Source organism: Cytobacillus sp. NJ13, from assembly GCA_030348385.1.
Classification (GTDB): domain Bacteria; phylum Bacillota; class Bacilli; order Bacillales; family Cytobacillaceae; genus Cytobacillus.
On the sequence record JAUCFP010000006.1, the window covers coordinates 2,397,535 to 2,423,884 of the forward strand.

Consider the following 26,350-nt stretch of genomic DNA (forward strand, 5'->3'; position numbering starts at 1 on the left):
AGTTAATATTCAAAACTATATTACTATTTAAATACAAATGCTTGTCAATGTAAACAATAATATGGAAACTTTTCTTACATATTAATTGACAACAGAAAATGGAAGTGGCCTGGAACTGAAGCAGATGTTTCATAGTCTGGAAAATGCAGCCTTTCATTGTCTTCTGTCAACAATAGAATTATAGAATCTTTGTTTTTTATGAACATTGTCGTAACTTGTCACAGAATTGTAAGATTAATCTAAAGATATAACCATTGGAGGTGCTGGTATAAATGGAAGCGATTACAAGAGACTTTTTTCTATATTTATCAAAAAATAGCTTGCTGAATAAAATTGCCCAGAACAGAGGCGGAAGTTTTGCCGCAGGTAAATTAATTGGCGGGGTTGATTTCAAAAGCAGCGTCCGTTTTATCAGAGATCTGAATAATCAAGGACTTTCTGTAACAGTGGACCATTTGGGAGAATTTGTTGATTCTGTTGAAGTGGCGAATGAACGTACAGAGGAATGTATTTCAACCATTGAAATGATCAGCAAAGAAGGACTTGATTCACAGGTATCCCTAAAAATGACTTCCCTTGGTCTGGATATCGATCATGATCTTGTTGTGAAAAACATGACCAGAATTCTTGATACTGCCGAGAAGCATAAGATAATGGTGACAATCGATATGGAGGATGTACCTCGCTGCCAGGCCACTATCGATTTGTTTAAACAGTTTAAAGAGAAGTACAGCTGTGTGAGCACAGTTCTGCAGGCTTACCTGTATCGGACTGAAAAGGACCTCGAGGATCTGGGGAAATATCAGCCTTTTTTAAGAATGGTAAAAGGTGCTTATAAAGAATCACCAGAGCATGCTTTTCCTGAAAAGACAGATGTAGATGAAAACTATAAGAAATTAATTGAGCAAAGTCTGTTAAACGGAAATTATACAGCAATAGCTTCCCACGATGATCAGATCATCGAGTACACAAAAGAATTGGCAAAGAAGCATAACATTCCAAACGATCGCTTTGAATTCCAAATGCTCTATGGTATGAGGAATAAAACACAGCTGGAACTGGCAAAGCAAGGCTATAAGATGCGTGTCTATGTACCTTACGGAATGGACTGGTATGGATATTTCATGAGAAGGCTCGCTGAACGCCCGGCTAATATTGCTTTTGCTTTTAAAGGCATTTTCAAAAAATAAACTGTAAAATTATTTCACTTCCAAAATATTAAAAGATAGCTATAATAAAAACAAACCATTAGGATTTGTTTGTAATGATGAAGCAGAATATTCGCTTCATCACAGCTTACTTTATCTAAAAATTTTTAATATTACAGACTGTACTTTACAAAAGGAGGTTTACGGATGGATTATGCATTAATTATTTCCATTACTGTGTATATGATCGGCATGCTTTTGATTGGCTATTACGCCTATAAGCGTACATCTAATCTAAATGATTACATGCTGGGCGGAAGAACACTTGGTCCTGCAGTTACAGCTTTAAGTGCTGGAGCATCCGATATGAGCGGATGGCTGCTGATGGGGCTTCCAGGCGCCATGTATGCCACTGGACTAAGCGCTTCCTGGATTGCAATTGGTTTAACTCTGGGAGCTTGGGCAAATTGGCTTTACGTTGCACCAAGGCTTCGCTCTTATACAGAGGTAGCCAATGATTCTATCACGATTCCAGGATATTTAGAAAACCGCTTCGGTGACTCTTCCAAAATCCTTCGTCTGATTTCAGGATTAGTTATTTTAATTTTCTTTACCTTCTATGTTTCATCAGGGATGGTTTCAGGAGGAGTATTATTCCAAAGTACATTTGGCCTTGACTACCATACTGGCTTATGGATTATTACTGGTGTTGTTGTAGCGTATACACTTTTTGGAGGATTCCTGGCGGTTAGCTGGACAGATTTTGTTCAAGGTCTGATTATGTTTATTGCACTAATACTAGTCCCTTTGGTTACCCTAATGCATGTTGGCGGATTTGGACCGGCCATTGATACAGCCAGAAGCATCGATCCTTCATTGCTTAATATTTTTACAGGGACAAGCTTGCTGGGAATTATCTCTCTATTCGCATGGGGCCTTGGCTATTTTGGACAGCCTCATATTATTGTCCGCTTTATGGCTATCACTTCCGTCAAAGAGATCAAAAAAGCAACTCGCATCGGAATGGGATGGATGATCTTTTCAGTCATTGGCGCAATGTTAACAGGCTTTATTGGAATTGCCTATATCTCTGATACAGGTACTGCAATCGAGGATCCTGAAACGATTTTTATCCTGCTCGGGGAAGTTTTATTCCATCCGATTATTACCGGGTTTTTAATCTCGGCGATTTTAGCAGCTATCATGAGTACAATATCATCACAGCTGCTTGTCACATCCAGCTCTTTAACGGAAGATTTATACAAAACCTTCTTCCGCCGTTCTGCCTCGGATAAAGAGTTAGTTACTATTGGCAGATTATCTGTATTGCTCGTTTCTGTTATCGCTTTGATTATTTCATGGGAGAAGAACGAAACGATTTTAAGCCTGGTAGGTTATGCATGGGCAGGCTTTGGCTCTTCCTTCGGCCCGCTTATTATCCTTAGTCTTTATTGGAAGCGCATGACAAGATGGGGAGCATTAGCAGGAATGATTGTTGGGGCAAGCACTGTCATAATTTGGTCTCAAGCCGGATTATCTGATGTACTTTATGAAATGATTCCAGGCTTTGCTGCCAGCTTAATTGCCATCATAGTGGTAAGCCTACTTACTGCAAAGCCTTCTGCAGAAATTGAAAAACAATTTGATGATTTTGAAAAAACATTAAAATAACACAAAATTATTAGGACTGGGCTAAAATACTGCCCGGTCCTTTTTCTTTCAGCAGAATTCGAGTGGTGCCTCCCATTGTTTTTCACTATAATAAGAACAGCAATGTTTAGGAGGGATCCTTAATGAGCCAGCCGCTGGAGAAAATCCTTAATATGACAGATATTGATGAGATCACAGAAATGGTCAGCACTTTTTTAAAGAAACCCGTTGTCATCGAGGATGAACAATTCTCGCTGCTGGCCTATAGCTCGTATTATATTGAACATTTTGATATGGCAAATCAGCAGACTATATTTTCGAAGAGATGGCCCATTCCCATTTTGGAGAAATTCATGGATGAAGGCATTGTTGATCAGTTAAAGACAATTCCTGAGCCTTTTAGAATTAAGAAAATGGAAGAAATCGGCCTTAACCAGCGCGTGGTTGTAAGTGCAAAATATAAAGAGCAGATACTGGGTTTTATATGGGTTCAGGAATTAGAAGGCTCTCTATCTGAAAGTGAAATGAACTTTCTGCATGATGTTTCCTTCCATATTGGAAAGCTATTATATCAGAAAAACCTGAAAAAACTGCGCAAAGAAGAAGAAAAACATCAATTTTATCAAAAGATTATTGATCGTACCTATCAGACGGAAGATCAGATCAAATGGGAGGCGGCCAATGTTAAAATCATCCTCCCTGAGGCCTTTATCATCAACGTATTTTCTGTCGTGCAGGCAGATGAAGAGATATTTGCGGAATTGAATGAAACCGTTCGGCTGTTTGCAAATGCCCTCAGCCATCCAGCTCACATATTTACAAACCAGCATGAAATTATCGTCATGATCGGCAGCAGTTCCCCTGCACCTGGCAGCCTATCAGAAGACGCACATGAATTAACCAATACCGTTCTTAGCCAATTCAGATCACAGACTGTGTATGCAGGGATCGGAGGAGAATATTCCTCCATCTTAAAACTGCGCAAAAGCTATGCAGAGGCTCTGGAGGTCATCAAAGCCGCCAAATTCATTGGATCACCTGAAGAATTGCCGTATGAATATAAAAAGCTATGGGTATTCCGTTATTTAGAACCTATTGCTCTGCATAACAGCCTGACTAAATATGTAAATGAAGACCTTATTAAGCTGCAGAAAAAAGACCTGGAAAGTCAGACCAGCCTGCTGAAGACGCTTGAAGTGTATTTATTGAACAACTGCCGCCTTAAGCCGACAGCGGAACAGCTTTTCATCCATACAAATACATTAAAATACCGAATGAAACAAATTACTGATTTAACATCCATCGACTTTGATGACTTTAACACAAGATGCCAGCTGTACATTGATTTACAGCTGCTCAAGCGGAAGAAATAAAAGTGCCGGCTGGCGGAAGCGATTCATGACGACTTTTTCATGTTTGCTTCCTGATTTGCGGCATCAAGAAGCGCTCATGGCGGCTATTTTTCTTTTTGCTTCCTGATTTTCGGCTTCATGAAGCGCTCATGGCGACCATTTTTCTCTTTGCTTCCTGATTTTCGGCTTCATGAAGCGCTCATGGCGACCATTTTTCTCTTTGCTTCCTGATTTTCGGCTTCATAAAGTGCTCATGGCGACCATTTTTCTCTTTGCTTCCTGATTTTCGGCTTCATGAAGTGCTCATGGCGACCATCTTTCTCTTTGCTTCCTGATTTTCGGCTTCATGAAGCGCTCATGGCGACCATTTTCTCTTTGCTTCCTGATTTTCGGCTTCATGAAGCATTCTCTTCCATCACCTGCTTCTAAGCTTACCTGGATTCTCAACTCTAATAGAAACAACTTCTCCGCAGCTTAAACAAAAACGATAGATTTTTAAAGATCCTGCTGAGAGCTTTTTATTTAATGGTTAACAGGCATGAAGTCGGTGCCTTCCGCAAATTCCGTACCTTTGCATCTTTGGCATTCCTTAACATGATTCAACTCCCTCAGCTTATTTACGAAACCGCATGGTAAAAGTTCCAAAAAAAATGCCTGTCCCCTTTCCAGGGAGCAGGCATCTTTATTGTTCTTCTTTTTCCGGCTTGAATAAAAAATATGAGATGACTCCTGATAATAGTGCTGCACCAGCTGCTATCATCAATCGGATCAGCATATCTATTTGCTGATAATCTTTATTAAGCATCCACATTGCCGTTGCAGCTACAAAAATCATAATGGGGATGACAATAAACTTTCTATTTTTCAAGATTTTTTTACATCCTTTCACGTCGTGCTAATCATAACTTATTATATAAGAATTAAACAAAAATAGATAATAACATCCCCTTTTGAAAACCCTTCCAATTTTCATAATTATGGCAGAGGAGTGCTTTTTGCGGATTGATCGCCCTGTCTTCCGCCGTTCTGTTCGGCCCGCAAGATTTATCACTGTTCATACGATGAATGAAATTCTTGGCCAAAATTTTAAACGGCTGTCATAAATGGTACAGCTTCATCCGCAAAAGATGGAGCATTTATTTTATATGCGGCAAGTTCTGCTTTGGACATAAAGAGCAATAAAATCATTCCTGGTGCAAAAACGGATTTATCCTATACTTAGCGCGGTCCTAATGGGCAGCTTTTTTGTTTGCCCAATTTGGTTTTAAATAAACCCTATGTGGAAAAAGGGTATAAAAGGAGGCGTTAGCATGAAAGTGATTGTAATCGGTGCCAATGGAGATGTGGGTGAGCATGTAATCAGGAAGCTCGCAGAGAGGAAGCTTGAAGCTCTTGCCGTTGCCGCAAATGAAAACCAAATTGAAGATCTTGTAAAACTGGGTGCAGCCCATGCAATTGTTTATGACGAGCAAAAGCTGATCCCCTATCTTGAGACATCAGATGCAGTGATTTATTTAACCGGCGTCAATCCTAAAAAACATACGAGCAAAACTGTCATGGTCGATCACCAATCTATTTCAGATATCATTCAATTGGCACAAAAATCCGGTGTCAGACGATTTGTGATGATGAGTGCAGTCAAAGCGGAGGAAAGTGAAACGGATCCTTCCCGCAAGATTGCGGCGAAGGATCTTCCAGAGGATATGCTTAAAGCGGCCAATTTGGTCTACACGGTTATTCGGATTGGCCGATTAACGGACAATCCCGGCAGCGGAAGGATTACCCTGTCAGATAAAATACATGACCGGGATGCTGAGATTCCGCGTGAGGACGCAGCCGAAGTTCTAGTAGAGTCTATTGATAAAGAAGCTATTTTTAATTCAACCATAGAGGCAGCCTCAGGCGACACCGCTATACGAGAAGCCTTAAGCCAGTTTTAATAGAAGGAGGATAAAATGAGTTTAACAGATTACCTTGTCATTGCATTATTTATATTCATTTCATTAGTTATTTTTGTACCAGTCATTCTATTTATTTATTGGTATGTAAAAGATGACAGGCAGAAACAGCACTCCATACTCAGAAACTTCCCGGTAATTGGGAAGGTGCGATACATCACAGAAAAAGTAGGTCCAGAGTTAAGACAATACCTATTCAATAATGATACAGAAGGCAAACCTTTTTCGAGAAAAGAATACCAGGATGTTGTCAAAGCCGGCAAATACAAAGAAAGACTAATAGGATTCGGATCTATAAGAGATTTTGATGAAGAAGGCTTCTATATACGCAATACCCTGTTCCCTAAACTCGTTGATGAGATGAAGGTGGATAATACACAGAAAGTAAAAACACGTGTATATAAAGTGGATGGAGACAATCTGTTTTCAAGAAAGGAACACAGCGAAGAAAAATTGGCCGATCCTTACTATCTGCGGGATGAAGATGCGGTGGTTCTTGGAGATAAAACCTGCCGGCAGCCATTCAGAGTCAAGGGACTTGTAGGACAATCGGCCATGAGCTATGGCTCTCTTGGCGAAAAAGCAATCACTGCACTTTCTAAAGGCCTTGGCCTTGCCGGCGGCACCTGGATGAATACTGGTGAAGGCGGCTTGTCTCAGTATCATTTGGCTGGAAGCCCCGACATCATTATGCAAATTGGCCCTGATATGTTCGGCGTCCGAAAGGCAAACGGGGAATTTTCATGGGAAGAATTTAAAAAGAAAAGTGAACTGCCTGAGGTAAAAGCCTTTGAACTAAAGCTTGCGCAGGGTGCGAAAACCCGCGGCGGCCACGTTGAAGGTGAAAAAGTAACCGAAGAAATTGCCAGTATCCGGCTTGTAGAGGTTGGCAAAACGATAAACAGTCCAAACCGTTTTTATGAATTTGATGACGCCCCTTCTATGTTCGACTTTATTGAGGAGCTCCGGAGTGTAGGCGGAAAGCCTGTCGGAATGAAAATAGTGGTAGGCGATCTTGATGCACTTGAGAACATGATTTCCTATATGAAGGAGAGCGGCAAAGGCCCTGATTTTATTACAGTTGATGGCGGTGAAGGCGGAACAGGCGCTACTTATCAGGAGCTTGCAGACAGTGTGGGGCTCCCCATCCAATCCGCCCTGACAGTTGTGGATGAAATGCTGAGAGAGTACGGAGTCAGAGACCGTGTAAAAATTATCGCTTCCGGTAAATTAATCACTCCTGATAAAATCGCCATTGCTCTTGCGATGGGAGCGGATCTTGTCAATATTGCCAGGGGCTTTATGATCAGCGTCGGCTGCATCATGGCCCAAGTCTGCCATACCAATCACTGTCCTGCAGGGGTTGCGACAACCGACAAGAAGCTGCAGGATGGATTGATTGTTGATGAAAAGCATTACCGGGTCTGCAACTATGTCATCTCTCTAAGAGAAGGATTATTTAATCTTGCGGCAGCTGCAGGAATCGATAATCCCACCCAATTTGAAAGAAAACATATTGTCCATAAAGATAAATTCGGCAGAGTCTCTCCTATCGAAGATATACTGCATGCAGCCAAACGCGCCCAGCTGCAGAAAGAAAGCTGACAAACTGATGCCTGGTCCTGTATGGACCGGGTTTTTTATCCTCTTATTTCTTTGTTAATAAGCAATAAGATTTACCACACACTCCTTTTTCTTACATAAAAACGGGACTATCGTGTTATTTTGAGGTTATCATTCGAAATCCCCACGCAATAAAGGTATAATTTAGTTTGGAAAAAAAATAGATACCTAGAAAAAATGTGTTTACATAAGGGAGGATTTTAGGATGGGATGGGTAATCGCCATATTATTTGGTTCAGCAGTCGTGCTGCTCATTTTATCGTTTTTAAAAACGGCGCAATCCAAATCAAATATTGAGCAGCAAATCGATCAGGTTACTTTTACATTAAAGAATGAAATTCATGAGCTGCAGCAGCAAATCAGAAATATTGAATTGGATGCTGAGATTACAGCAAAGCAATCCGGGGCAATGAGCGGTCCTTCTGAAGAAAGACTATTGCTTCGCGAAGTATTGGATATGCATAAACGCGGATATTCTAATGAAAGCATTGCATTAAAAAAACAGCTTACACCTAACGAGGTCGACCTGATGCTCCTGCCTTATTCAGCGAACAAAGGTGAAAGGAGCATGGTTGCCCAATGACACCAAATACCTTGCGCAGTTTTGCAGCAGGCCTTTTAGCGGCGGCCATCTTGACAGGAAGCGTCTACCTTTTTGGACCTTCTGAAGCAAAGAGTACAGAAAAGCCTTCTGATAAGACAGAGAAAGCAGAAAAGCTGTCAGATAAAGAAATGATTGAATTGCTCGCATCTAAAGGCTACGTCGTCAACACTGAAGCTGAATGGAGCAAGCAGCTCGCTGCCGCAGCCAAGTCCAGTGAGAAAAAAGAAGAAAAAGCAGAAGAGAAAACTGAGGACAAAACTGGCGAAAAAATTGTTTACCGGACTATTTTAACCGTATCAATGGGAATGACCAGCATTGACGTTGGGAACGCGCTTGAAAAAGCCCATATCATTGAAAGCGGAATCCAATTCTATAAAGATGTAGAAAAACGGGGTCTAGAAAACGATTTGCGTCCCGGCACGTTTGAAATAGAAAGCGGAATGACGACAGACGAGATCATTTCAGTTATATTTAAGTAAGAAAAGCTCCTTTTCGGGTGAAAAGGAGCTTTTTTTTTCTATATTTCAATCGCAAAAATGATTAATTTGGTGTCACAGGGACCTTTATGTGCGGATAACGCCAATTTATGTGCGCATAACACAAATTTATGTGCGCTCAAAAACAGAGACTGCTTACTCTTTCAAAAACCTTTGAATAATTTCGGCGAGTTCCTGTGGAGCTTCGTACATGCTCATATGTCCGGCAGCTTTAATGGTCATTTGCTTAATATTAGGTCCTTCAACTGCAAATGACTTTTCAGGAGGAACAATCTGGTCTTTTTCTCCAGCGACAAGTAATACCGGCAGCTCAGTGCTCTTCAAGACATGGCTGCGGTCCTCACGCAGTTTCATCGCTTTCAAGGCAGCCTTTGCACCTTCAGGTCTTGTACGATAGCCAATCTCTTTCGCCACTTGAATTTCTTCTGGATGTTTCTCACCGGGTGCAAAGAGCTTGGGCACAAGTCCATCAATAAAGGATTCAATTCCCTCTTTATCAATTTTGCCGGAAGCTGCGTCTCTTCCTTTCTTTCCTTCTTCTGAATCAGGGCTGGCTGTTGAATGGACAAGAGAAAAGGATTTCAGCTTGTCTTCGTATGCTTCAGCAAATGCAAGAGTTACATAGCCGCCCAATGAGTGGCCGAAAAGAGATATTTTATCCAGCTCCATCTCCTCTATAGCCCCTTTGATTACTTCAGCCATCTTCTCAATTGATGGGTCACCGGCTGGCAAACCTGAACCCCCATGTCCTGGAAGATCCACCGCAATGACGCGAAAGTTCTCCGCCAAAACTGAAATCATCCCTGCCCAGTAATCTTTGCTGCCGCAAAAACCATGCAGCAATACCAGCGGCTCACCAGTGCCTTCATCATAATATGAGATGGCTGTTCCATTTACATTTTTTATTTTTGCGTCCATTCAGAAAAACCTCCTTTATTTCGCGATTAAATCCTGATATTCGCTCTTTCGGTCAAAAACAGCTTTGGCATATGAGCAGGCAGGCACAATCTTATATCCTTTGCTGCGTGCCTCGTGAACGACACTTTCCAGCAGTTTTCCTGCAACTCCCTGACCGCGCAGGGATTCGCTTACATATGTATGGTCTATGGTTATGACCGAATCGCCGCTTGGAATATAGGTGATTTCAGCAATCATGTCCCCTTTCTCATCATTTATAAAAAAACGGTTTTCTTCTTTTTGAATATCTGCATTCATGTCATTTCCTCCTTTGTTTAAGATTAACTCTAATATGTCCTTCTTCTTGATGTTAACATACCATCTTCAAAATTATCTGAATATCCTATTCTTACCTCTTCCCTGCTTGATAAAACTTTTAAACTTTAATTTTCTTGCGGTCACTTGAAATGCTTTTACATTGGCCGCTATTTGTGCTGGGGAGATCAATATATGTATTTAGAAGGACACTTTTATGAATCAAAAGAAATCCCCTTCTGCTGTCCAGCAGAAAGGGATTTTTTCTTTTAGCCATAAATCTTATCAGACTTTAATAAAAATGAATTGTAATATAAGGAGCTGCAAACCCTTTGGTTCAATTACTCTATACCAGCCATTAATAAAATATCCTCTATTTCTCTGTATCCTTTTCTTCCGGCAAGCTCAATCGGCTTCACACCATATTGGTCTGTAAGGCTTGTATCGGCCCCGTGTTCAAGCAATAGCCTTATGATGGCCTGCTGGGTTTCTCCTCCATCATTCAAAACAATTGCTTCAATCAAAGGTGTCCATCCGCAATAATTGGTATGGTTCACGTTTATATCTGTAGATGTTAAAAGCTCCCGAACTACTTCTATATGTCCCTTTTCACAGGCTGGAGTAATACCCACTCCGCCAAATCTCGTTAAGAGAGCAATATCAGCCCCAGCGCTAATCATCATTTTTACTAACTTCAAATCTCCATGAATGCATCCATATAGAAATGGGTTTAAGCTGGTTTGATCTTGAAGATTAATGTCTGCCCCTGACTCCGCCAGATAATGAACCATATCATAATGCTTATTTATCGAAGCAATCAAAATGGCAGTTTGTTTTTTCTTATCCTGCAGATTAATATTAATGCCGCTCTCTACACATGCTTTCAAACATTCAAGGTCACCTTTTCCAGCTGCTTCAAAGAACATTAGGCCATCATCAATTTTCAGCATCTGATCCTCCATATCGTCTTTAGATATATCATTTAATTCAGGAAACCCTTTTACACTTTTATGTTAACTGTCCTGCGACAACTTTCCCTCTAAAAATTACCGCCTCTCTTTTAGGTGTTCTCGCCACTGCTTCTGCCGAACATGATGCATTGACTAGTACCATATTTGCCTCTTCTCCCTCAAGCGGCCAACTCGCCTCACCTTCTTTGTTTAATGGAACAGGACCCCCAGTGGCCCATTTTAATGATTGTGCCAGAGAAATTTCATCGCTCTTACGATAAAGCTCACCATATCTTGTTACTTTTTCCAGCAGATCTCCATTCCCGAAAGGACCCCAGGAATCATAGAATCCATCGCAGCCCAGATAAACATTTACACCTTTCCGGTCTAAGAGTTCAATTGGAGGAAGAGATTTTGTTATAGGAATAGTGGACATGATCGACATTCCAAGCTTACTCAATCTTTCCGCCATTTCTTCTGCTTGCGGAACTGGTACTTCCCCTAAACAAAATGCATGGCTTACAGCGGCACGATTGTGCCACTTTGCTTCTTCTACCATTTCTGCAAATTTATCAATCGTATATAGCCCTACATGTCCGCCATCATGTAAATGGATGTCTATATCTGCATTAAACTCTGTACTCAGATTTAAAACTTCATAAAGTGACTTCTCGATATTACGGTCAATCCCTGCAGGATCAAGACCACCTACAATGCTGGCTCCAGATCTCATCGCTTCTTTCATGAGAGGAATTACATTTCCCCTTAAAAGACCATGCTGAGGAAAAGCTACAATTTCGAATGTCAGTTTGTCGGAGTAGTCTTCTAAAGCTTCTCTTACACCCTCCAGATTCTTCAAGCCTATGTAGGGATCAATATTTACATGGGTACGAATATGAGTTGACCCCTTAGATAGGAGAAGCTCAATCATTTTAGTTGCCCGCTGTTTGGCCGTAGGCGCCAATTCCTCAAGCTCCAATGCTTCATACCTTAAACGTTCTTCTAAATTTTTGACCGGCCTGCAAGCCTTCCAATCAAGAGAAAGGTAGGTTTTATCAAGATGGTTGTGCATCTCTTTAAAAGTTGGCAGAGCCAAAAAACCTCTTCCATCCACTGTACTTTCATTCTTGGAAATTTCATAACTGCTGCTCTGCTTTTCTATTATTTTTCCATCATCAATTTTTAAGTGAAAGAGTTCTGTTTTTGTCGTATAAGCTCCATTGTCATCCTGAAGATATCCTGTTTCAATCTTAATATTTGTTAACCAATGAGAAGTTGACATTATATATCCTCCTTTTTGCTCTAAAGCTATGAATTGATTAAATTTCAGCTCTTTTGCTTTCAACCTTCCTGCCTTTAAAAAATAATGACTCGACTGTTGCTCTTCTCGCAATTGCTTCTGCCGAACATGCAGCATCAACCAGCATCATTGAGGCATCATCGCCGACTTTTGGCCAAACCTGTTCACCAGCTTGATTTAAGGGAGTAATCCCGCCAGTTGCATACTTTAAGGCAGATGATAAAGAATATTCATCAATCATTCGGAATCTTTCCGCAAGTGTTCCTAACTTCTGAATGGTGTTCCCCGTACCAAATGGAGACCAATGATCTGTGAGACTGTCGTGCCCTACTGAAACAGGAATACCATAACGATCAAGTGCGGGAACTGGAATAGTTGTGCGATTTATCGGAATAGTAGTGGTTACATCTATTTCTTGCTCTTTCAATATTGCTGCCATTTCTGCCAGGGCTTCTCCATCTAGGTCGGCTAATGCAATTCCATGGCTGATCGTTGCTCTTCCTGCCAAACCAGCTTCCCTTGTATAATCTGCCATTCTCTCGAATGTAAAAGCTCCCAAGGAGTTAGGATCATGAAGATGGATATCCACTCCTTTATTATGTTCTGCTGCAATTTCAAAAATTGTATTTAATGACTTTTCAATGTTCCTGTCCACTGTAGCTGGATCCACACCGCCAACTAAGGTGGCACCATTCTTCATAGCATCCCGAATTAACTGGACAGAATCACTTCTCAGAAGTCCATGCTGCGGAAACGCAACAATGTCATAAGTAAGGACATCTTCATATTTTTTTAGTGCATTGACGGTAGCTTCTAAGTTTTTCAGTCCAATTACCGGGTCGACATTACAATGAGTACGTATATGAGTATGGCCATTTTTTAAATACAGCTCTATCATTTTTTCAGCGCGTTCTTGTGCCGTTGGGAGAAGCTTTGGCAAAAGTTCTTTTTCCTCTTCTAATCTGGTGAAAATCCCCTTTGTGATTGGTGTGCAGGCTTTCCATGGGCCGCCGTAGTAGGTTTTGTCAATATGAATGTGCATATCTCTTAAAGAAGGAAGTACCAGCTTCTGTTTTGCATCGAATTGGTTTTCATTGGAATGTGGAGCAATTTGTGTGATTTCCGCAATTTTCCCATCAGCGATTTTCAAGTGGCTAATTTCAGTGCTGGTGCCTGTAATTTGTTCATTTTCCAAGATAAATCCTTTTTCTAGCCGAACATTTGTAATCCATAGAGATGTCATTCTGTTTCCTCCTAAAATTAAAAATGAAGGAAAAGTACTTTTGATTCAAAAGTACTTTTCCTGTGTTACCATGTTAATTTTTTTGACTTCTAATTACTTGATTACTGCATCATCAATCATAAGATAGTTGGCAGCATTCAGCCAAAAGCCGCTTACATTTTTACTGTGGGCAGCCATATGTTCGTAGTTTCGGATTGGAACATATACAGCATCCTCCAATTCCATTTGCATCGCTTGCTCATAAAGTTCTTTGCGCTTTGCTTCTTCCGTTTCTCTGCGTGCTGACTCAATGATTTTGTCGACCTCTGGATTGCTGTAATAGAAATGGTTTCCAGGAGGTCCCTGTGAGGCAGTATGGAAGAGGTTATACTGGTTATAATCCCCGTCCCCAGTGGCATTTCCCCATCCTCCAATAAATAGATCATGTTCAGATTTATCAATCGTATCGATATATGCACCATATTCCATTACTTGAATGTCTACCTCAACACCGATTCCCTTTAGTTGGGACTGAATTACTTCAGCCATATTTATACGTTCTTTTCTATCGCTTGTCAGCAATTTTAGCTTTAGTCCTTCTTCATATCCTGCTTCTTTTAACAATTTTTTTGCTTCGTTTAAATCATAGTCATATGGCTTCACATTTTCACTGTGGCCAAAAACTTTAGGGCTCATGGCAGCATTAGCAAGTGTCCCTACATTGTTATAAACCCCTTTTATGATTGCTTCTCTCTCGATGGCATGGCTGATTGCTTTACGGACTTTTACATCGTCCAAAGGTTTCTTTTTGGTATTAAATCCGATATATTCAACCGCAAGTCCCTCTGCTCGGAATAGCCCCATTGAATCAGAAGCTTCAATACGTTCAATCTCCGTTACAGGCACCTGATCATTAATATGTGCCTCTCCCGTTTCAATCATAGCCAGACGTGTTGCATCCTCAGGAACTACTTTAAACACTACCCCGTCAATATTAGGCTGTTTTCCCCAATAGTTTTCATTTTTTTTCAATGAAATCTCCTGGCCTGTCTTCCAGTCTTCAAATACAAATGGACCGGTCCCAACCGGATGCTCAGTTAGTTGGTCCGGATTTTCTGCTAAAGCCTTTGGACTTATAATGCTCCCTTCACTGCTTGCAAGTATTGAAAGCAGTGGAGCATAAGGATAGTCAAGCAATAATTGTACTGTGTGTTCATCAATCACTTTAACTTCATTTATCATTGCGAATTTCTCACGCTGAGGCGAACCTGTATTTGGATCCAGCAAACGGTCAAAGGTGGACTTCACTGCTTCTGCATTAAACGGTGTGCCGTCATGAAATTTTACGCCTTCTTTCAGCTTAAACTCCCAGGTCGTATCATCAATGACATTCCATTCTGTTGACAAGAGCGGCTGAATGTTCATGTCTTTATCTGGCTCTACTAATGTTTCATATACTTTTTGATAAATGATATTTGCCGAAGGAATATCTGTAATAAAGTGAGGGTCTAATTTTGTTGCATCTGATAGACGGACAACAGTCAATGTGCCCCCAGCCTTTTTCCCTTCGGATTCATTACCAGCATCCTTTTCTGTTTTTGTTTGTGTAGAACATGCTGATGCAAATAGCATCATTAAGCTCAGGAAAATCATCAGTAATCCCTTCTGAAAGTGCTTTCTATCTTTCTCCATTTTTCTCTCCCCTTTTTTTAAAAAATAATTCTGAAAATAAGTCAATGTTCACCGTCCCTCCGTAAATGCTTATCTGCATTATAGAAGATGATGCATTTAGATATTTACAGAATATTTACTTGATTTTTAAATATTTTGACAACTGTTTTAAAAAATATTTACTTTACAGGTAATTTTGATAATTTTAACTAAACATCTCTCGTTTTATACCATTCTTCTTTTGAAAGGAGGAAAACTGATTTTTAATTTCAGGCACAAGTACAAAACATTTAGGGGGGAAACAAGATGACAGTTCAAGTAAAAACGGAGCAGCCTAAAATGGCTGTAAAGACATTGATCGGCCCAAAGGAATCTAGAATAAGAGATTTTCTTTCTATATTAATACAAAATAAAGCTGCTTTAGTTGGTGCCATCATTATTATTGTTTATCTATTAATGGCTGTATTTGCACCGCTGCTGGCTCCATATAGCCCATATGAAATTGATTTGGAAAATAAGCTGACTCCTCCATCTGCGGAACATTGGATGGGAACAGATGATAAAGGAAGGGATATTTTAAGCAGGATTCTATATGGTTCCAGACTTTCAATGGGTGTAGGATTTGCTGCTGTTTTATTCGGAGCATTTTTTGGGATTATTTTTGGACTTGTTGCTGGATATTACGGCAAATGGGTTGACACCATTATCATGAGAATGATGGATGTTATGCTTGCATTCCCAGGAATCCTGCTTGCCCTTGCTATTATTGCAGCACTTGGCCCAAGCCTTATTAATGTGACCATAGCAGTAGGAGCTTTCTCTGTACCTTTATTTGCTAGAATCGTCCGCGGATCTACATTAGAAGTAAAGCGTCTTGAGTATATTGATGCAATCCGATCGCTTGGAGCCACTGATTTTGTCATTATTTTCAAGCATATTTTTCCGAACATTCTTTCACCCATTATTGTTCAGGGGACTTTGCGATTGGCTACTGCCATTCTATCAGCTGCAGGATTATCATTCCTCGGCCTTGGTGCACAGCCGCCTTCACCTGAGTGGGGAACCATGCTCAGCAGCGGAAGAGATTTCTTATTCTCAGCACCGTATATTGCCCTATTTCCTGGTCTCGCTATTTCCATTCTCGTTCTTGGGTTTAATATTTTTGGTGATGGTTTACGTGATGCTTTTGACCCTAGGATGAAAAAATAAAAGCTTTGAGGAGGTTACACCTATGCTGATGTTTATATTACGCCGGATTTTACAAACCATCCCGGTTATTATTGGAGTTACTTTTGTTGTCTTCTTCATTATGCAGCTGGTTCCAGGGGATCCTGCAGTACTTCTTGCAGGTGAAGGCGCCTCAAAAGAAACCATTGAAGCTATCCGTGAGCAGCTTGGATTAAACCAGCCTTTATATATCCAATACTTTGAATATTTAACGAATGTATTTAGGGGTGATTTAGGTGTTTCCTTAAAAAACAGCCAGCCTGTTCTTGATGAAATATTAGTAAGACTGCCAATTACCATTGAACTTGCCTTCTTTAGCATCATTATTACAGTCGTGCTGGGGATGGCGGCAGGAATAATTTCAGCTGTCAAACCTTATTCATTGACCGATGTCAGTGTCATGCTTGTGGCTCTTTTAGGGATTTCACTTCCAAGTTTCTGGTTTGGCCTCATGCTTATGTATTTCTTCTCTGTTAAACTGCAAATTTTGCCTGTTGCAGGATGGGACAGTCTGCTCCATGTCATCTTGCCGGCTATTACCCTTGGAGCAGGCGGAGCAGCAATTGTCGCAAGGATGACCAGATCCAGCATGCTCGAGGTTATTCGCCAGGATTATATTCGTACAGCACGTGCAAAAGGGCTTCGCGAACGAATCATTATTTCTAAACATGCACTAAGAAATGCACTGATCCCGGTAATTACGGTTGTGGGCCTGCAGTTTGGCGCACTCCTTGGCGGTACCGTATTGGTGGAATCGATCTTTGCTATTAATGGCCTGGGAAGAATGATTGTCGATGCCATTCGAATGCGTGATCTGCCAATGGTCCAGGGAGGAGTATTGTTTGCCTCACTCATTTTCGTAGTGGTTAATTTATTCGTAGACGTCTTTTATCGGTTCTTCAATAAACGCATTGAGCTAAATTAAGTTAGGTGGTGACTGGCTGTGAAGGAAAGAAATAAGCCTATTCTGGAAGTAAAAGGGTTAAAAACACATTTCACAACAAAGCGGGGAGTCAGCAAAGCGGTAGATGGCATCGATTTTACTTTGCATAAAGGAGAAACGCTGGGAATTGTAGGGGAATCCGGATGCGGGAAAAGTATGACTTCCCTCTCCATTCTGCGCCTAATTCCTTCTCCTCCGGGAAAAATTGCCGGGGGTTCCGTTTACTTTAAAGGAAAAGATTTAGTGACAATGTCAGAGGGTGAAATGAGGAAAATTCGCGGGAATGAAATATCGATGATTTTTCAGGAGCCTATGACTTCCTTGAATCCCGTAATTCCTGTTGGGGAACAAATTGCAGAAGCATTGAGGCTGCACCAAAAGATGGGGAAAAAAGCTGCATGGGATAAATCAGTTGAAATGCTGAAGCTGGTAGGAATCCCGTCTCCTGAAAAAAGAGCTAAGCAAGAGCCATTCCAGTTAAGCGGCGGGATGCGCCAGCGTGTCATGATTGCTATGGCTCTAGCCTGTACACCTGAGATATTAATTGCAGATGAGCCAACGACCGCATTGGATGTTACGATTCAAGCACAAATATTGGCACTGATTAAAGATCTGCAAACAAAGATAGGAATGGGTGTTATCATGATTACCCATGATTTAGGAGTTGTAGCTGAAACATGTGATAAGGTAGCCGTTATGTATGCCGGCAATATAGTTGAGTATGCATCTACTGAGCAAATATTTGCTGATCCCAAGCACCCTTATACCCAAGGGCTTTTGAATTCATTGCCTAAAATTCATGAAGATCAGGACGAATTGATTACGATAGATGGAAGTGTCCCCAGCCCTTACAATATGCCTGCTGGATGCCGGTTCGCCTCCAGATGCCCTTACGCTGAGGATATATGCGCCACACATCAGCCTGACCTTATTCATTATTCTGACGAAGTTAAGGTAAGATGCTGGAAATATACAGACGAGTGGACTGGCAAAAGAGATAAAGAAGGGGTTGTCTAACATGGATACGACAGCAGAAAAAAATATTATCTTACAAGTGGACCGTTTAAAACAATATTTTCCGGTTAAAAATGACTCTATCTTCAAGCCAAAGGCATATGTAAAAGCGGTAGACGACATTTCATTTGAGCTTTTTGAAGGGGAGACTTTAAGTATAGTTGGGGAGTCAGGATGCGGGAAATCAACAACCGGACGTGCAATTTTAAGGCTTGATGAACCTACTGATGGAGAAGTTCTTTATATGGGGAAAGATATTTTAACATTAAACAAAAAGGAAATGAGAAAACTTAGAGGTGATTTGCAGGTTATATTTCAAGATCCTTTTGCTTCTCTTAACCCCCGCCAAACGGTGAAGCAAATTTTGAATGAAGCGATGGCCATTCAGAATGTGGTTGAGAAACCTAAACGAAAGGACAGGATGCTGGAGCTGCTGGGCTATGTTGGACTTCCTCCAGAAGCACTTGACAGATATCCGCACGAATTTAGCGGAGGCCAGCGCCAGCGTATTGGGATTGCCAGAGCATTAGCGGTAAATCCAAAATTAATTATATGTGATGAAGCAGTATCTGCCCTTGATGTATCAATCCAGGCGCAAATTCTCAATCTATTAAAGAAGCTGCAAAAACAGTTTAAGCTGACCTTTCTTTTTATCTCTCATGACCTTAGTGTCGTCAGGCATATTTCAGATCGGGTTATGGTGATGTATCTGGGAAAAGTGGTTGAGATTGCAGAGAAAAAAGAAATGTTCGATTCTCCTCTCCACCCGTATACAAAAGCGCTGCTAACTTCTATTCCAGTGCCGGATCCAACTTTAAAAAGAGACCGTGTCATATTAAAAGGAGATGTTCCATCACCGATTGATCCTCCTGGAGGCTGCAGATTCCATACACGCTGTCCTTTTGCTGCAGAAAAATGCAAGCAAGAGGAACCTCCACTAAGGGAGCTGGTTAATAATCATTTCGTCAGCTGCCATTTTGCTGAAACACTGCCAGTTTAATACAAATACCTCTATTTTGTATAAAATGTTATATTAAAAAAGGGATAGGTTCTTATACCTCCCTTTTTTAATACATAAGGAGAAACGAATCCTATGCTGCCTATTGAATCATTCTCCATTTATATTATGTTTTGTGTGCTGGTTCCGCTGGCGGGAGCATTTACCCTGTTATTTTTATTTGTTTTTGAAAAAAGAATAGATTTACTTGAGAAGCAAAAACGGGAAATAGCATTAGAAAGGGAACTTCAAACAGCTTTATACAATCAATTAAACCAGGAAATCCAGCCGCATTTCTTTTTTAATACCTTAAATTCAATCCTGGCTCTAGCAAGGCTGGACCGCAAAACCGAATTATTGCGCTCCATTGAAACCCTTTCAAAACTTCTCAAATTTAAATATCGTACTATAAATAACTTTATATCGATTGAAGAAGAGCTTACTTATGTTAATTATTATTTGGAGATACAGAAAATCAGATTTAGAGATCGTCTCCATTACGAAATCCATTTGGACAGCCATGTGAATAAAGCCATTATTATCCCCTTTTTAATACAAACTCTAGTGGAAAATGCTTTTAAGCATGCCTTTGAAAGACATATTGGCGAAGCATTATTAAAAATAAAAATTTTAAAGATCGAATCAGCCATACAGGTTACAGTTTGGAACAATTCTTTAGAGAGCCATGAATCAAGTCCACGAGATGGCGGAGTAGGGCTTGAGAATATAAAGAAAAGACTTGAGCTATTATTCCCCGATGATGAAACTTCTGTTCAATTAACTGATCAGGAGGATGGAACAGCTGTTTTGGCTATATTCCCCCATATTATGTCAGAAAAATTGGAAGGAGAAAGTACGCAATGAATATTTTGCTTGTAGATGATGAACTTATAGAATTGGAACAATTAGAATACCTCATTAAAAAGAAATTCCCTAATTGGATTCTTTTTAAGGCTCAGGATGCCTCACAAGCTATTCAAATTATTAAGAAGCACGACATCTTTCTCGCTTTCCTTGATATTCAGCTCCCCGGCAAATCAGGATTAGATTTAGCTATGGAGCTTTCCTCTGCCGGTGATATTGACATAATCATGGTTACAGCGTATCAAAACTTTGATTATATTCAAAAATCACTCAGGCTTGGAGTGGTTGATTACATTACAAAGCCTGTCATTGAAGATGAGTTAATGAGCGTTTTGGGAAGATATGAACGAATTAGCAGTTATTCTGAGCAAATTGTTAAGGCTTTGCAAATTATACAAAAGGAATTCAATGAAAAGCTTACTTTAAATTATTTAGCATCAAAAATTCATATCAATTCAGCCTATTTGAGCAGAAAATTTCACGAGGAAGTAGGAATGGGCTTTTCCGAATACTTGAATGACTTTCGGTTAAAACAGGCACAAAAAATGCTGATTGAAAGTCCAGAATTAAGCATTAGCAGCATTTCGGAGAAGTGCGGCTTTAACAGCCAGCACTACTTTAGCCAAATCTTTCGGAAGATGACAGGCCAATCTCCAAGGGATTACCGCCTGAAGGAGACTTCACAATGAAGAAAACCGATTTTCAATACTATATTGGCGGAGCTTTTCAGCTGGGAATCGGTTTTGGTGTTGTTAGCCTTTTGTCCAGATGGGTTACAGGCAATACAATTCTCTCATCGCCCGAAACATTAATAAAGTATGGGCTAACCGGAGGTATCGGCTACTCCCTTATGGGGGCTCTTGCACTAATTTTATTTGGAATATTAGCAAAAAAGATTCGAGATCGGTTTCATGACCAGCAAACGATTGGTGATGTCTTGCGGGAAAGATTGACTCCCCGCGGTTACTGGTTCATGATCACTATTCTTCTTGTGATTAGTATCCATTCTATTTTTGTTCAGGCAATGGGGGCAGGAATCCTTCTGCACATGATTTTTCCTCTGCCTGTTTTTTCTGGAATGGTTTTCTTTTTATTATTTTGTTTTTTTATTGGGGGAGCAGGGGGCATGCAAAGAATCCATCAGCTCGCAGGCATCAATGTCGTGCTCATATTCAGTGCAGTCATCATTATCCCGGTTTACTTTTATATCCAGGAAGGTGTATATCCTGTTTATGAAGGCATTAAATTATATCATCCATACATACTTTATGTTAAAAACACGGAAGCAGTTTTGTTTATTTTTACAGCTATTTTAATTGGATTTGGACAAGTGATCATTGATCGCGCCACATGGCAAAGAGTTTTTATTATAAAAACAGAAAAGCTGCGTATTACTTTTACATTAGCGGGTTTAATATGGGCAACTATTCCTCTTGCATTATCATCTTTGATTATGATTATTATTTTTGGAAGAAGCTATGATTCCATATATTCTTTGTTATTTGAGCTAATAGGAAAAATCAATTCAACTTTGCTTATTGTCTTATTTGTCTTGTTTTGCTTCAGTGCCCTTTCATCTGCAATTTGTGCTGAATTGCACGCTATTGTCACTTTAATAATAAAAAATATCGTCGGTATGCTTCGCCCCCTCAGCAATAAAGAAAAATGGAGATTCACATATCTTCTTTCCGGAGCTATATGTTTAACATTACTTATTATCGTTAGTATGTTGCCTCCATCCCCTATTGAATTGCTGTTTTTTTTCGGTAATATTTATGCTTCCATGATCGTTCCCATGCTGTATATTATACTCGGCAGTAAAACTTTGCCTTCTCTAATTCCACTTGCATCTATTATAGGAACAGCCGGTGGCTTCGCAGCATTGCCTATTATGGAAAATCTTCTTGCGATTTGGATCAGCTTTTGCCTATCAGGCTTAATTTGCTTAGGTCATTTCATTTACAATCTGTTAAGAACAAAGTTGACTGTGAAAGTTTAGTCATTTTTACATATCGCTCTCCTCCTGAAATCTGACTGAGAGCGATATGTTTTTTATAAGTCTGCAGCCTTCAAATTAATATCTGGTGATATCCATTGGCAAAGAACCGGCAGCAAATCCAACAAATAAAAACCTATCCTTCCCCGTATTGCGCATTCCATGAATCTGATTAGGCTTAGCAAGGATCACCATGCCTTTACCTATTTGAACTTCATTCTCCAAGTCAGGAAAGTAGGTTCCTGTTCCTTCAATACAAACCCATATATCATCTACATTTGAGTGAGAATGCAAGTATACCTCCTGCCCTGGTTCCAGACACCAAACGGCTCCTACCGTTTTATCTGTTTCATAAAAATAGTTCTTTTGCGGTTTATCAGGATCAAACTTTGCTATTTTATCGATTTCAAAGACTCTCTCTTCCATAATCTGCTGAATGTTTGGCACAGCCATTTCCCCTCTCCTTAAAATTTTTTTCTATAGTTCCGCATCCCGATTGCAATCTTTTGAGTAGACGTATGTTAAATTTTCTCTTCCCACTGCATACGCTGCCTGATGAACATATGGGCCCATGAAAATATAATCTCCTTTTTTGACTGGAATCCACTTATTATCGAGATTATACATTCCTTCCCCGGAAAGGATATATGCTCCGTGTTCTTGAACATGTGTTTCAATAAACGGGTGGCTCGCAGCAGGATCGAATGAAAGGATATGAAAATTCATATCAAAATCCAAATCAGCAGGCAATAGATCTTTAATGTTTACATTGTGCATATCATCGTAGTTCCTGTATTCAATTCTATTTGCATGTCCTGATATAACCCACGGCTTTCGCCCTTCAAGGGGGCGATATTTCTGCTTGTATAAAAAGAGCTTAGAATCCCTATCTCCTATATTCTCCAGACGCATATTCACTCCCGGCGGACAATAGAGGTATCCGCTTTCCTCCAGGATAAATTCTTCTTCATCTGCAGAAGCTTTTATTTTCCCCTCCAATATGTAAACAAATGTCTGTATTTCCTCCTGTCCGCCAAACCCCTCTTTATTTCCGCCTCCTTTTTTCATTGTCACATAATAGTCGACAAAGCTTGCCCCAAGCTTAGGAGAACCTAAGATAGAAATAATGCAATTATGAAATCCGGGAATTACATTGTTCACTAATCCTTCAGGTGCAATTAAGGCATACTTCCCATGTTCAATTACAGATCTGCTTGATAATAAATCTTTTGGATAGCCCATTCATAAACTCCCCTTTTCATTGCTATTATTTATAAGCCAGTTCATATAAAGTGCCGATCAGTGCTTTAACTCCCCCGGCTAAATCATCCGGTGCAGTGTATTCAGCGGGGTTATGGCTAATGCCCTTCTCACTTGGTACGAATAACATAGCCGTCGGAATGAAGGATGCAAAAATTTGTGCATCATGGCCTGCACCGCTATGCATTAATTTATAGTTTAAGTTTTTTTCCCTGCACTTCTTTTCTATCAATCCTGTAACTTGCGGATCCATTGGGACCGGGTCCGTATCCAGCCATTTTTCAATGGTCGTTTCAACCCCATGCTCTCGTGAAATACCTTTTATTTTTTCTGTAAATCTTTCAGTAAAATGGGAAATTGTATTTTTATCGTTATGACGCAGGTCTAAAGTGAAAGCAGCTTTTTCCGGTACCACATTCGCAATGTTGGGTGAAATATCAATCCTCCCAGCTGTTGCTACCAGCGGATCACCATATTGCTTTGCCATATTAAGTGTTTCATATATCATATGGCTGGCAGCGTACACAGCATCTTTGCGATACCTCATTGGCGTCGTTCCAGCATGATTTGCTTCACCTTTAACTTCGATTGTAAAGCGCCTTTGTCCAACGATGCTTTTCACAATGCCAATAGATTTTTTCTCCGTTTCCAGTACATTTCCTTGTTCCACGTGAACTTCAACGAATACCTTCAAATCCTGCCGCGGAGATTTTGTTTCATTCCTAAAGCTGAATCCCGCCTCACTCATGGCTTCAGAAAAAATTGCTCCATTTGAATCTGCAAGATTTTCAACATCTTTTTTATATGCACTTCCTGTCATATTCTTTGAACCCCAAAAGCAATAAGGAAATCTGCTTCCTTCTTCCTCCGCCAGTGAAACAACCTCTAGATTACATTTTGGAGTCCCATAATGTTCTTTCAAATAAATTAATGCCAGTATCCCAGCTACAATGCCATATTGTCCGTCATACAACCCGCCATTTTTCACAGTATCTATATGGGATCCTGTTAATACGGTTTCTGTCTGATTTACTCCCTTCAGTATTCCGCTAAGATTTCCCACTTCATCAAACTTTACTTCCAAGCCCTCAGTTTCCATCCAGCACTTCAAAGCTTGCTGAGTATCCTTCCATTGCTGGGAATAAAGAAGACGGGTAATTCCTCCTTCTGGATCCTCCGCAAATGAACCCAGCCATTCAAGCCTTTTCACAATATTTTTTGCTAAATTTTCATCTTCAAGTTTCCCCTGCAAATTGATTAAGTCTGTCATCCCGAATTCCCCTATCTATAAACTTTCTGCGGACAAATGAATTCTTCTTTTTGATTTCAGATCAAATTCAAAGTTGACCTTCCATTTTTTAACTTAAGGGGTTTTCCGAGAGGTTTCCCAACAATCCCCTGATCCAAATCATATACAACCTTGCCGCGAACAAGGGTTTTGGTTACCCGGCAATTAATCATCCTCCCAATGTATGGGCTATGCTTATGCCGATAATATAGTCCTTCCGCCTCAACAACATAGGAGCGATTGGCATCAATTAAGATGATGTCTGCATCCATTGATACTGCTATTTCTCCTTTATTTGGAATATTAAAACGCTCAGCGGGATTAGAAGAAATCATCCTTGCAAAATGAGTGACCGGCAGCTTTCTTTTCAAAACCGCTTCATCAAACATTAAATCAACGTTATTTTGACACCCAGTGATTCCTCCCCAAACTTCGAAAAAATTATTTGATGAGCTATACTTCAATTCAGGCGGACATGGTGAGTGATCAGACGTTAACATATCAATCTTGCCTTCTATTAACTTTTCCCAAAGCCTTTCTTGTTCCTCTATACTTCGCAGAGGAGGAGAACATTTGGCAGCCGGACCAATTTTCTCAAGCTGTTCAGATGTAATCGTAAAATAATGGGGACAGGATTCGAGGGACACGTCCTGTCCCTGGCTCCGGGCATTAGTAATTTCTTCTACTGCTTCCGCGGTGCTGATGTGCACAAAATGGATAGGGCAATTCGTTTCTTTTCCAAAATAAAGGGCGCGTTTCACTGCTTCAACCTCAGTAAAAGCAGGCCGGGAAAGGACATAATCTGCGGCAGCTGACCTGCCCTGTGCCATAAATTCTTCGCCTAACCGATCAGTAATTTGGGCATTTTCCGCATGGATCAATAAGATGCGGCCAAGTTCAGCAATCTTTTTCATCCCTGCATAAAGGGTATAATCATCCACATTAGAAAAATCATTTGGTGTATCCGTCCCACAAGTGGACATAAAGCATTTAAAAGCGATAACTCCTTCATCTGAAAGCTCTTCAAGCCTTTCAAGATTGCCTGGAACAAGTCCGCCATAAAATGCATAATCGATATAATTCTTTCCCTTGGCTGCTTCTGCCTTTATTTGCAGAGTGTTCTTGTCTATCGTAGCCGGAAGGGCATTCAAGGGCATATCCACATAACACGTAGTCCCTCCTGCTGCAAGTGCTTCAGTTCCCGTTATAAACCCTTCCCACTCTGTTCGGCCAGGCTCACAAATATGCACATGAGCATCGATCATTCCAGGCATGACATATTGTTCAGATGCATCGATGATCTGCTCAGCATCATGGTCAATTGATTCCGCAATCGCTGCAATTTTTCCATCTATAATGGCAATATCTTTCTTAATTACCTCGTTTTTAAGAACCACTTTGCCGCCTTTTATTATCAAATCATATATCATCGCATTTCTCCCTTTTCTTTTAGAAACCTCATAACTGATTTGCGAAACAAAATTCTCTATGAATGAATTGTATAAAATAATCTAACTATTATTTTCTGATTCCTTTACCATTTTTTTAGTTTTCTTTACTTATTCAATTATTTA

General features: G+C 40.3%; 25 protein-coding genes. 14 read left to right on the plus strand and 11 right to left on the minus strand.

From position 1 onward, the window contains the following. The first annotated feature begins 272 nt into the window (after positions 1 to 272). The 3 genes from QUF73_11750 (at position 273) to QUF73_11760 (ending at position 4,171) form a co-directional block, all read left to right on the plus strand. Complete coding sequence (locus tag QUF73_11750; protein ID MDM5226879.1) at positions 273 to 1,190, plus strand: proline dehydrogenase; 918 nt, start codon at positions 273 to 275, stop codon at positions 1,188 to 1,190. A gap of 165 nt (positions 1,191 to 1,355) precedes the next feature. Continuing rightward, complete coding sequence (gene putP, locus QUF73_11755) at positions 1,356 to 2,819, plus strand: sodium/proline symporter PutP (GenBank protein MDM5226880.1); 1,464 nt, start codon at positions 1,356 to 1,358, stop codon at positions 2,817 to 2,819. Positions 2,820 to 2,941: 122 nt separating this feature from the next. Beyond that, positions 2,942 to 4,171, plus strand: a complete 1,230-nt coding sequence (locus QUF73_11760; protein ID MDM5226881.1) for a helix-turn-helix domain-containing protein — start codon at positions 2,942 to 2,944, stop codon at positions 4,169 to 4,171. Between the two features lie 661 nt (positions 4,172 to 4,832). On the opposite strand, the gene QUF73_11765 is transcribed toward QUF73_11760, so the two are convergent. Then, positions 4,833 to 5,018 carry a histidine kinase gene (locus QUF73_11765; protein MDM5226882.1) on the minus strand — a complete coding sequence of 62 codons (186 nt, stop codon included), beginning with the start codon at positions 5,016 to 5,018 and terminating at the stop codon, positions 4,833 to 4,835. Between the two features lie 442 nt (positions 5,019 to 5,460). Here QUF73_11765 and QUF73_11770 point away from each other — a divergent pair, with 442 nt between their 5' ends. From QUF73_11770 to QUF73_11785, 4 genes are all read left to right on the plus strand, one after another. Beyond that, positions 5,461 to 6,090, plus strand: a complete 630-nt coding sequence (locus QUF73_11770) for an NAD(P)H-binding protein (GenBank protein MDM5226883.1) — start codon at positions 5,461 to 5,463, stop codon at positions 6,088 to 6,090. A 15-nt stretch (positions 6,091 to 6,105) separates the two neighbouring features. Then, the gene (locus tag QUF73_11775; protein MDM5226884.1) at positions 6,106 to 7,713 is read left to right on the plus strand and encodes an FMN-binding glutamate synthase family protein; all 1,608 of its coding nucleotides are present in this window, start codon (positions 6,106 to 6,108) and stop codon (positions 7,711 to 7,713) included. Between the two features lie 223 nt (positions 7,714 to 7,936). Further along, positions 7,937 to 8,314, plus strand: a complete 378-nt coding sequence (locus QUF73_11780) for a hypothetical protein (GenBank protein ID MDM5226885.1) — start codon at positions 7,937 to 7,939, stop codon at positions 8,312 to 8,314. Further along, a complete protein-coding gene (locus QUF73_11785; GenBank protein MDM5226886.1) occupies positions 8,311 to 8,814 on the plus strand; it encodes a hypothetical protein in 504 nt (167 codons plus the stop codon). The genes QUF73_11780 and QUF73_11785 overlap by 4 nt, the downstream gene beginning before the upstream one ends. Positions 8,815 to 8,967: 153 nt before the next feature. On the opposite strand, the gene QUF73_11790 is transcribed toward QUF73_11785, so the two are convergent. The 6 genes from QUF73_11790 to QUF73_11815 form a co-directional block, all read right to left on the minus strand. Continuing rightward, positions 8,968 to 9,750: an alpha/beta fold hydrolase gene (locus QUF73_11790; protein MDM5226887.1), complete on the minus strand. Its 783-nt coding sequence runs from the start codon at positions 9,748 to 9,750 to the stop codon at positions 8,968 to 8,970. Between the two features lie 15 nt (positions 9,751 to 9,765). Next, complete coding sequence (locus QUF73_11795; protein ID MDM5226888.1) at positions 9,766 to 10,047, minus strand: GNAT family N-acetyltransferase; 282 nt, start codon at positions 10,045 to 10,047, stop codon at positions 9,766 to 9,768. A 338-nt stretch (positions 10,048 to 10,385) separates the two neighbouring features. Then, positions 10,386 to 10,994 (minus strand): ankyrin repeat domain-containing protein, encoded by a 609-nt coding sequence (locus QUF73_11800; protein MDM5226889.1) that lies wholly within the window; start codon positions 10,992 to 10,994, stop codon positions 10,386 to 10,388. A 58-nt stretch (positions 10,995 to 11,052) separates the two neighbouring features. Beyond that, the gene (locus QUF73_11805) at positions 11,053 to 12,276 is read right to left on the minus strand and encodes an amidohydrolase (protein MDM5226890.1); all 1,224 of its coding nucleotides are present in this window, start codon (positions 12,274 to 12,276) and stop codon (positions 11,053 to 11,055) included. Between the two features lie 37 nt (positions 12,277 to 12,313). Continuing rightward, positions 12,314 to 13,537, minus strand: coding sequence for an amidohydrolase family protein (locus QUF73_11810; GenBank protein ID MDM5226891.1), 1,224 nt, complete (start codon positions 13,535 to 13,537; stop codon positions 12,314 to 12,316). A 93-nt stretch (positions 13,538 to 13,630) separates the two neighbouring features. After that, the gene (locus tag QUF73_11815; GenBank protein MDM5226892.1) at positions 13,631 to 15,208 is read right to left on the minus strand and encodes a glutathione ABC transporter substrate-binding protein; all 1,578 of its coding nucleotides are present in this window, start codon (positions 15,206 to 15,208) and stop codon (positions 13,631 to 13,633) included. Positions 15,209 to 15,526: 318 nt separating this feature from the next. Between QUF73_11815 and QUF73_11820 the strand changes: the two genes are divergently transcribed. From QUF73_11820 to QUF73_11850, 7 genes are all read left to right on the plus strand, one after another. Then, positions 15,527 to 16,396: an ABC transporter permease gene (locus tag QUF73_11820; GenBank protein ID MDM5226893.1), complete on the plus strand. Its 870-nt coding sequence runs from the start codon at positions 15,527 to 15,529 to the stop codon at positions 16,394 to 16,396. Between the two features lie 22 nt (positions 16,397 to 16,418). Continuing rightward, positions 16,419 to 17,339: an ABC transporter permease gene (locus QUF73_11825; GenBank protein ID MDM5226894.1), complete on the plus strand. Its 921-nt coding sequence runs from the start codon at positions 16,419 to 16,421 to the stop codon at positions 17,337 to 17,339. Between the two features lie 18 nt (positions 17,340 to 17,357). Further along, positions 17,358 to 18,374 (plus strand): ABC transporter ATP-binding protein, encoded by a 1,017-nt coding sequence (locus QUF73_11830; protein ID MDM5226895.1) that lies wholly within the window; start codon positions 17,358 to 17,360, stop codon positions 18,372 to 18,374. A 1-nt stretch (position 18,375) separates the two neighbouring features. Continuing rightward, entirely contained in the window at positions 18,376 to 19,371 is a 996-nt protein-coding gene (locus tag QUF73_11835) for a dipeptide ABC transporter ATP-binding protein (protein ID MDM5226896.1), read from the plus strand. A gap of 93 nt (positions 19,372 to 19,464) precedes the next feature. Further along, entirely contained in the window at positions 19,465 to 20,232 is a 768-nt protein-coding gene (locus QUF73_11840; protein ID MDM5226897.1) for a histidine kinase, read from the plus strand. Further along, entirely contained in the window at positions 20,229 to 20,921 is a 693-nt protein-coding gene (locus QUF73_11845; GenBank protein MDM5226898.1) for a helix-turn-helix domain-containing protein, read from the plus strand. The genes QUF73_11840 and QUF73_11845 overlap by 4 nt, the downstream gene beginning before the upstream one ends. Continuing rightward, the gene (locus tag QUF73_11850; protein MDM5226899.1) at positions 20,918 to 22,231 is read left to right on the plus strand and encodes a hypothetical protein; all 1,314 of its coding nucleotides are present in this window, start codon (positions 20,918 to 20,920) and stop codon (positions 22,229 to 22,231) included. Before QUF73_11845 ends, QUF73_11850 begins: the two co-directional genes overlap by 4 nt. Positions 22,232 to 22,306: 75 nt before the next feature. Here the strand turns inward: QUF73_11850 and QUF73_11855 are convergent, their stop codons facing one another. From QUF73_11855 to allB, 4 genes are read right to left on the minus strand one after another with little or no spacing between them, the layout of a single operon-like run. Then, positions 22,307 to 22,681 carry a cupin domain-containing protein gene (locus tag QUF73_11855; protein ID MDM5226900.1) on the minus strand — a complete coding sequence of 125 codons (375 nt, stop codon included), beginning with the start codon at positions 22,679 to 22,681 and terminating at the stop codon, positions 22,307 to 22,309. A 24-nt stretch (positions 22,682 to 22,705) separates the two neighbouring features. After that, positions 22,706 to 23,470: a (S)-ureidoglycine aminohydrolase gene (allE, locus tag QUF73_11860; protein ID MDM5226901.1), complete on the minus strand. Its 765-nt coding sequence runs from the start codon at positions 23,468 to 23,470 to the stop codon at positions 22,706 to 22,708. A 25-nt stretch (positions 23,471 to 23,495) separates the two neighbouring features. After that, entirely contained in the window at positions 23,496 to 24,758 is a 1,263-nt protein-coding gene (gene allC / locus QUF73_11865; protein ID MDM5226902.1) for an allantoate deiminase, read from the minus strand. Positions 24,759 to 24,814: 56 nt separating this feature from the next. Beyond that, complete coding sequence (gene allB, locus QUF73_11870; protein ID MDM5226903.1) at positions 24,815 to 26,206, minus strand: allantoinase AllB; 1,392 nt, start codon at positions 26,204 to 26,206, stop codon at positions 24,815 to 24,817. Between the last annotated feature and the right edge of the window lie 144 nt (positions 26,207 to 26,350).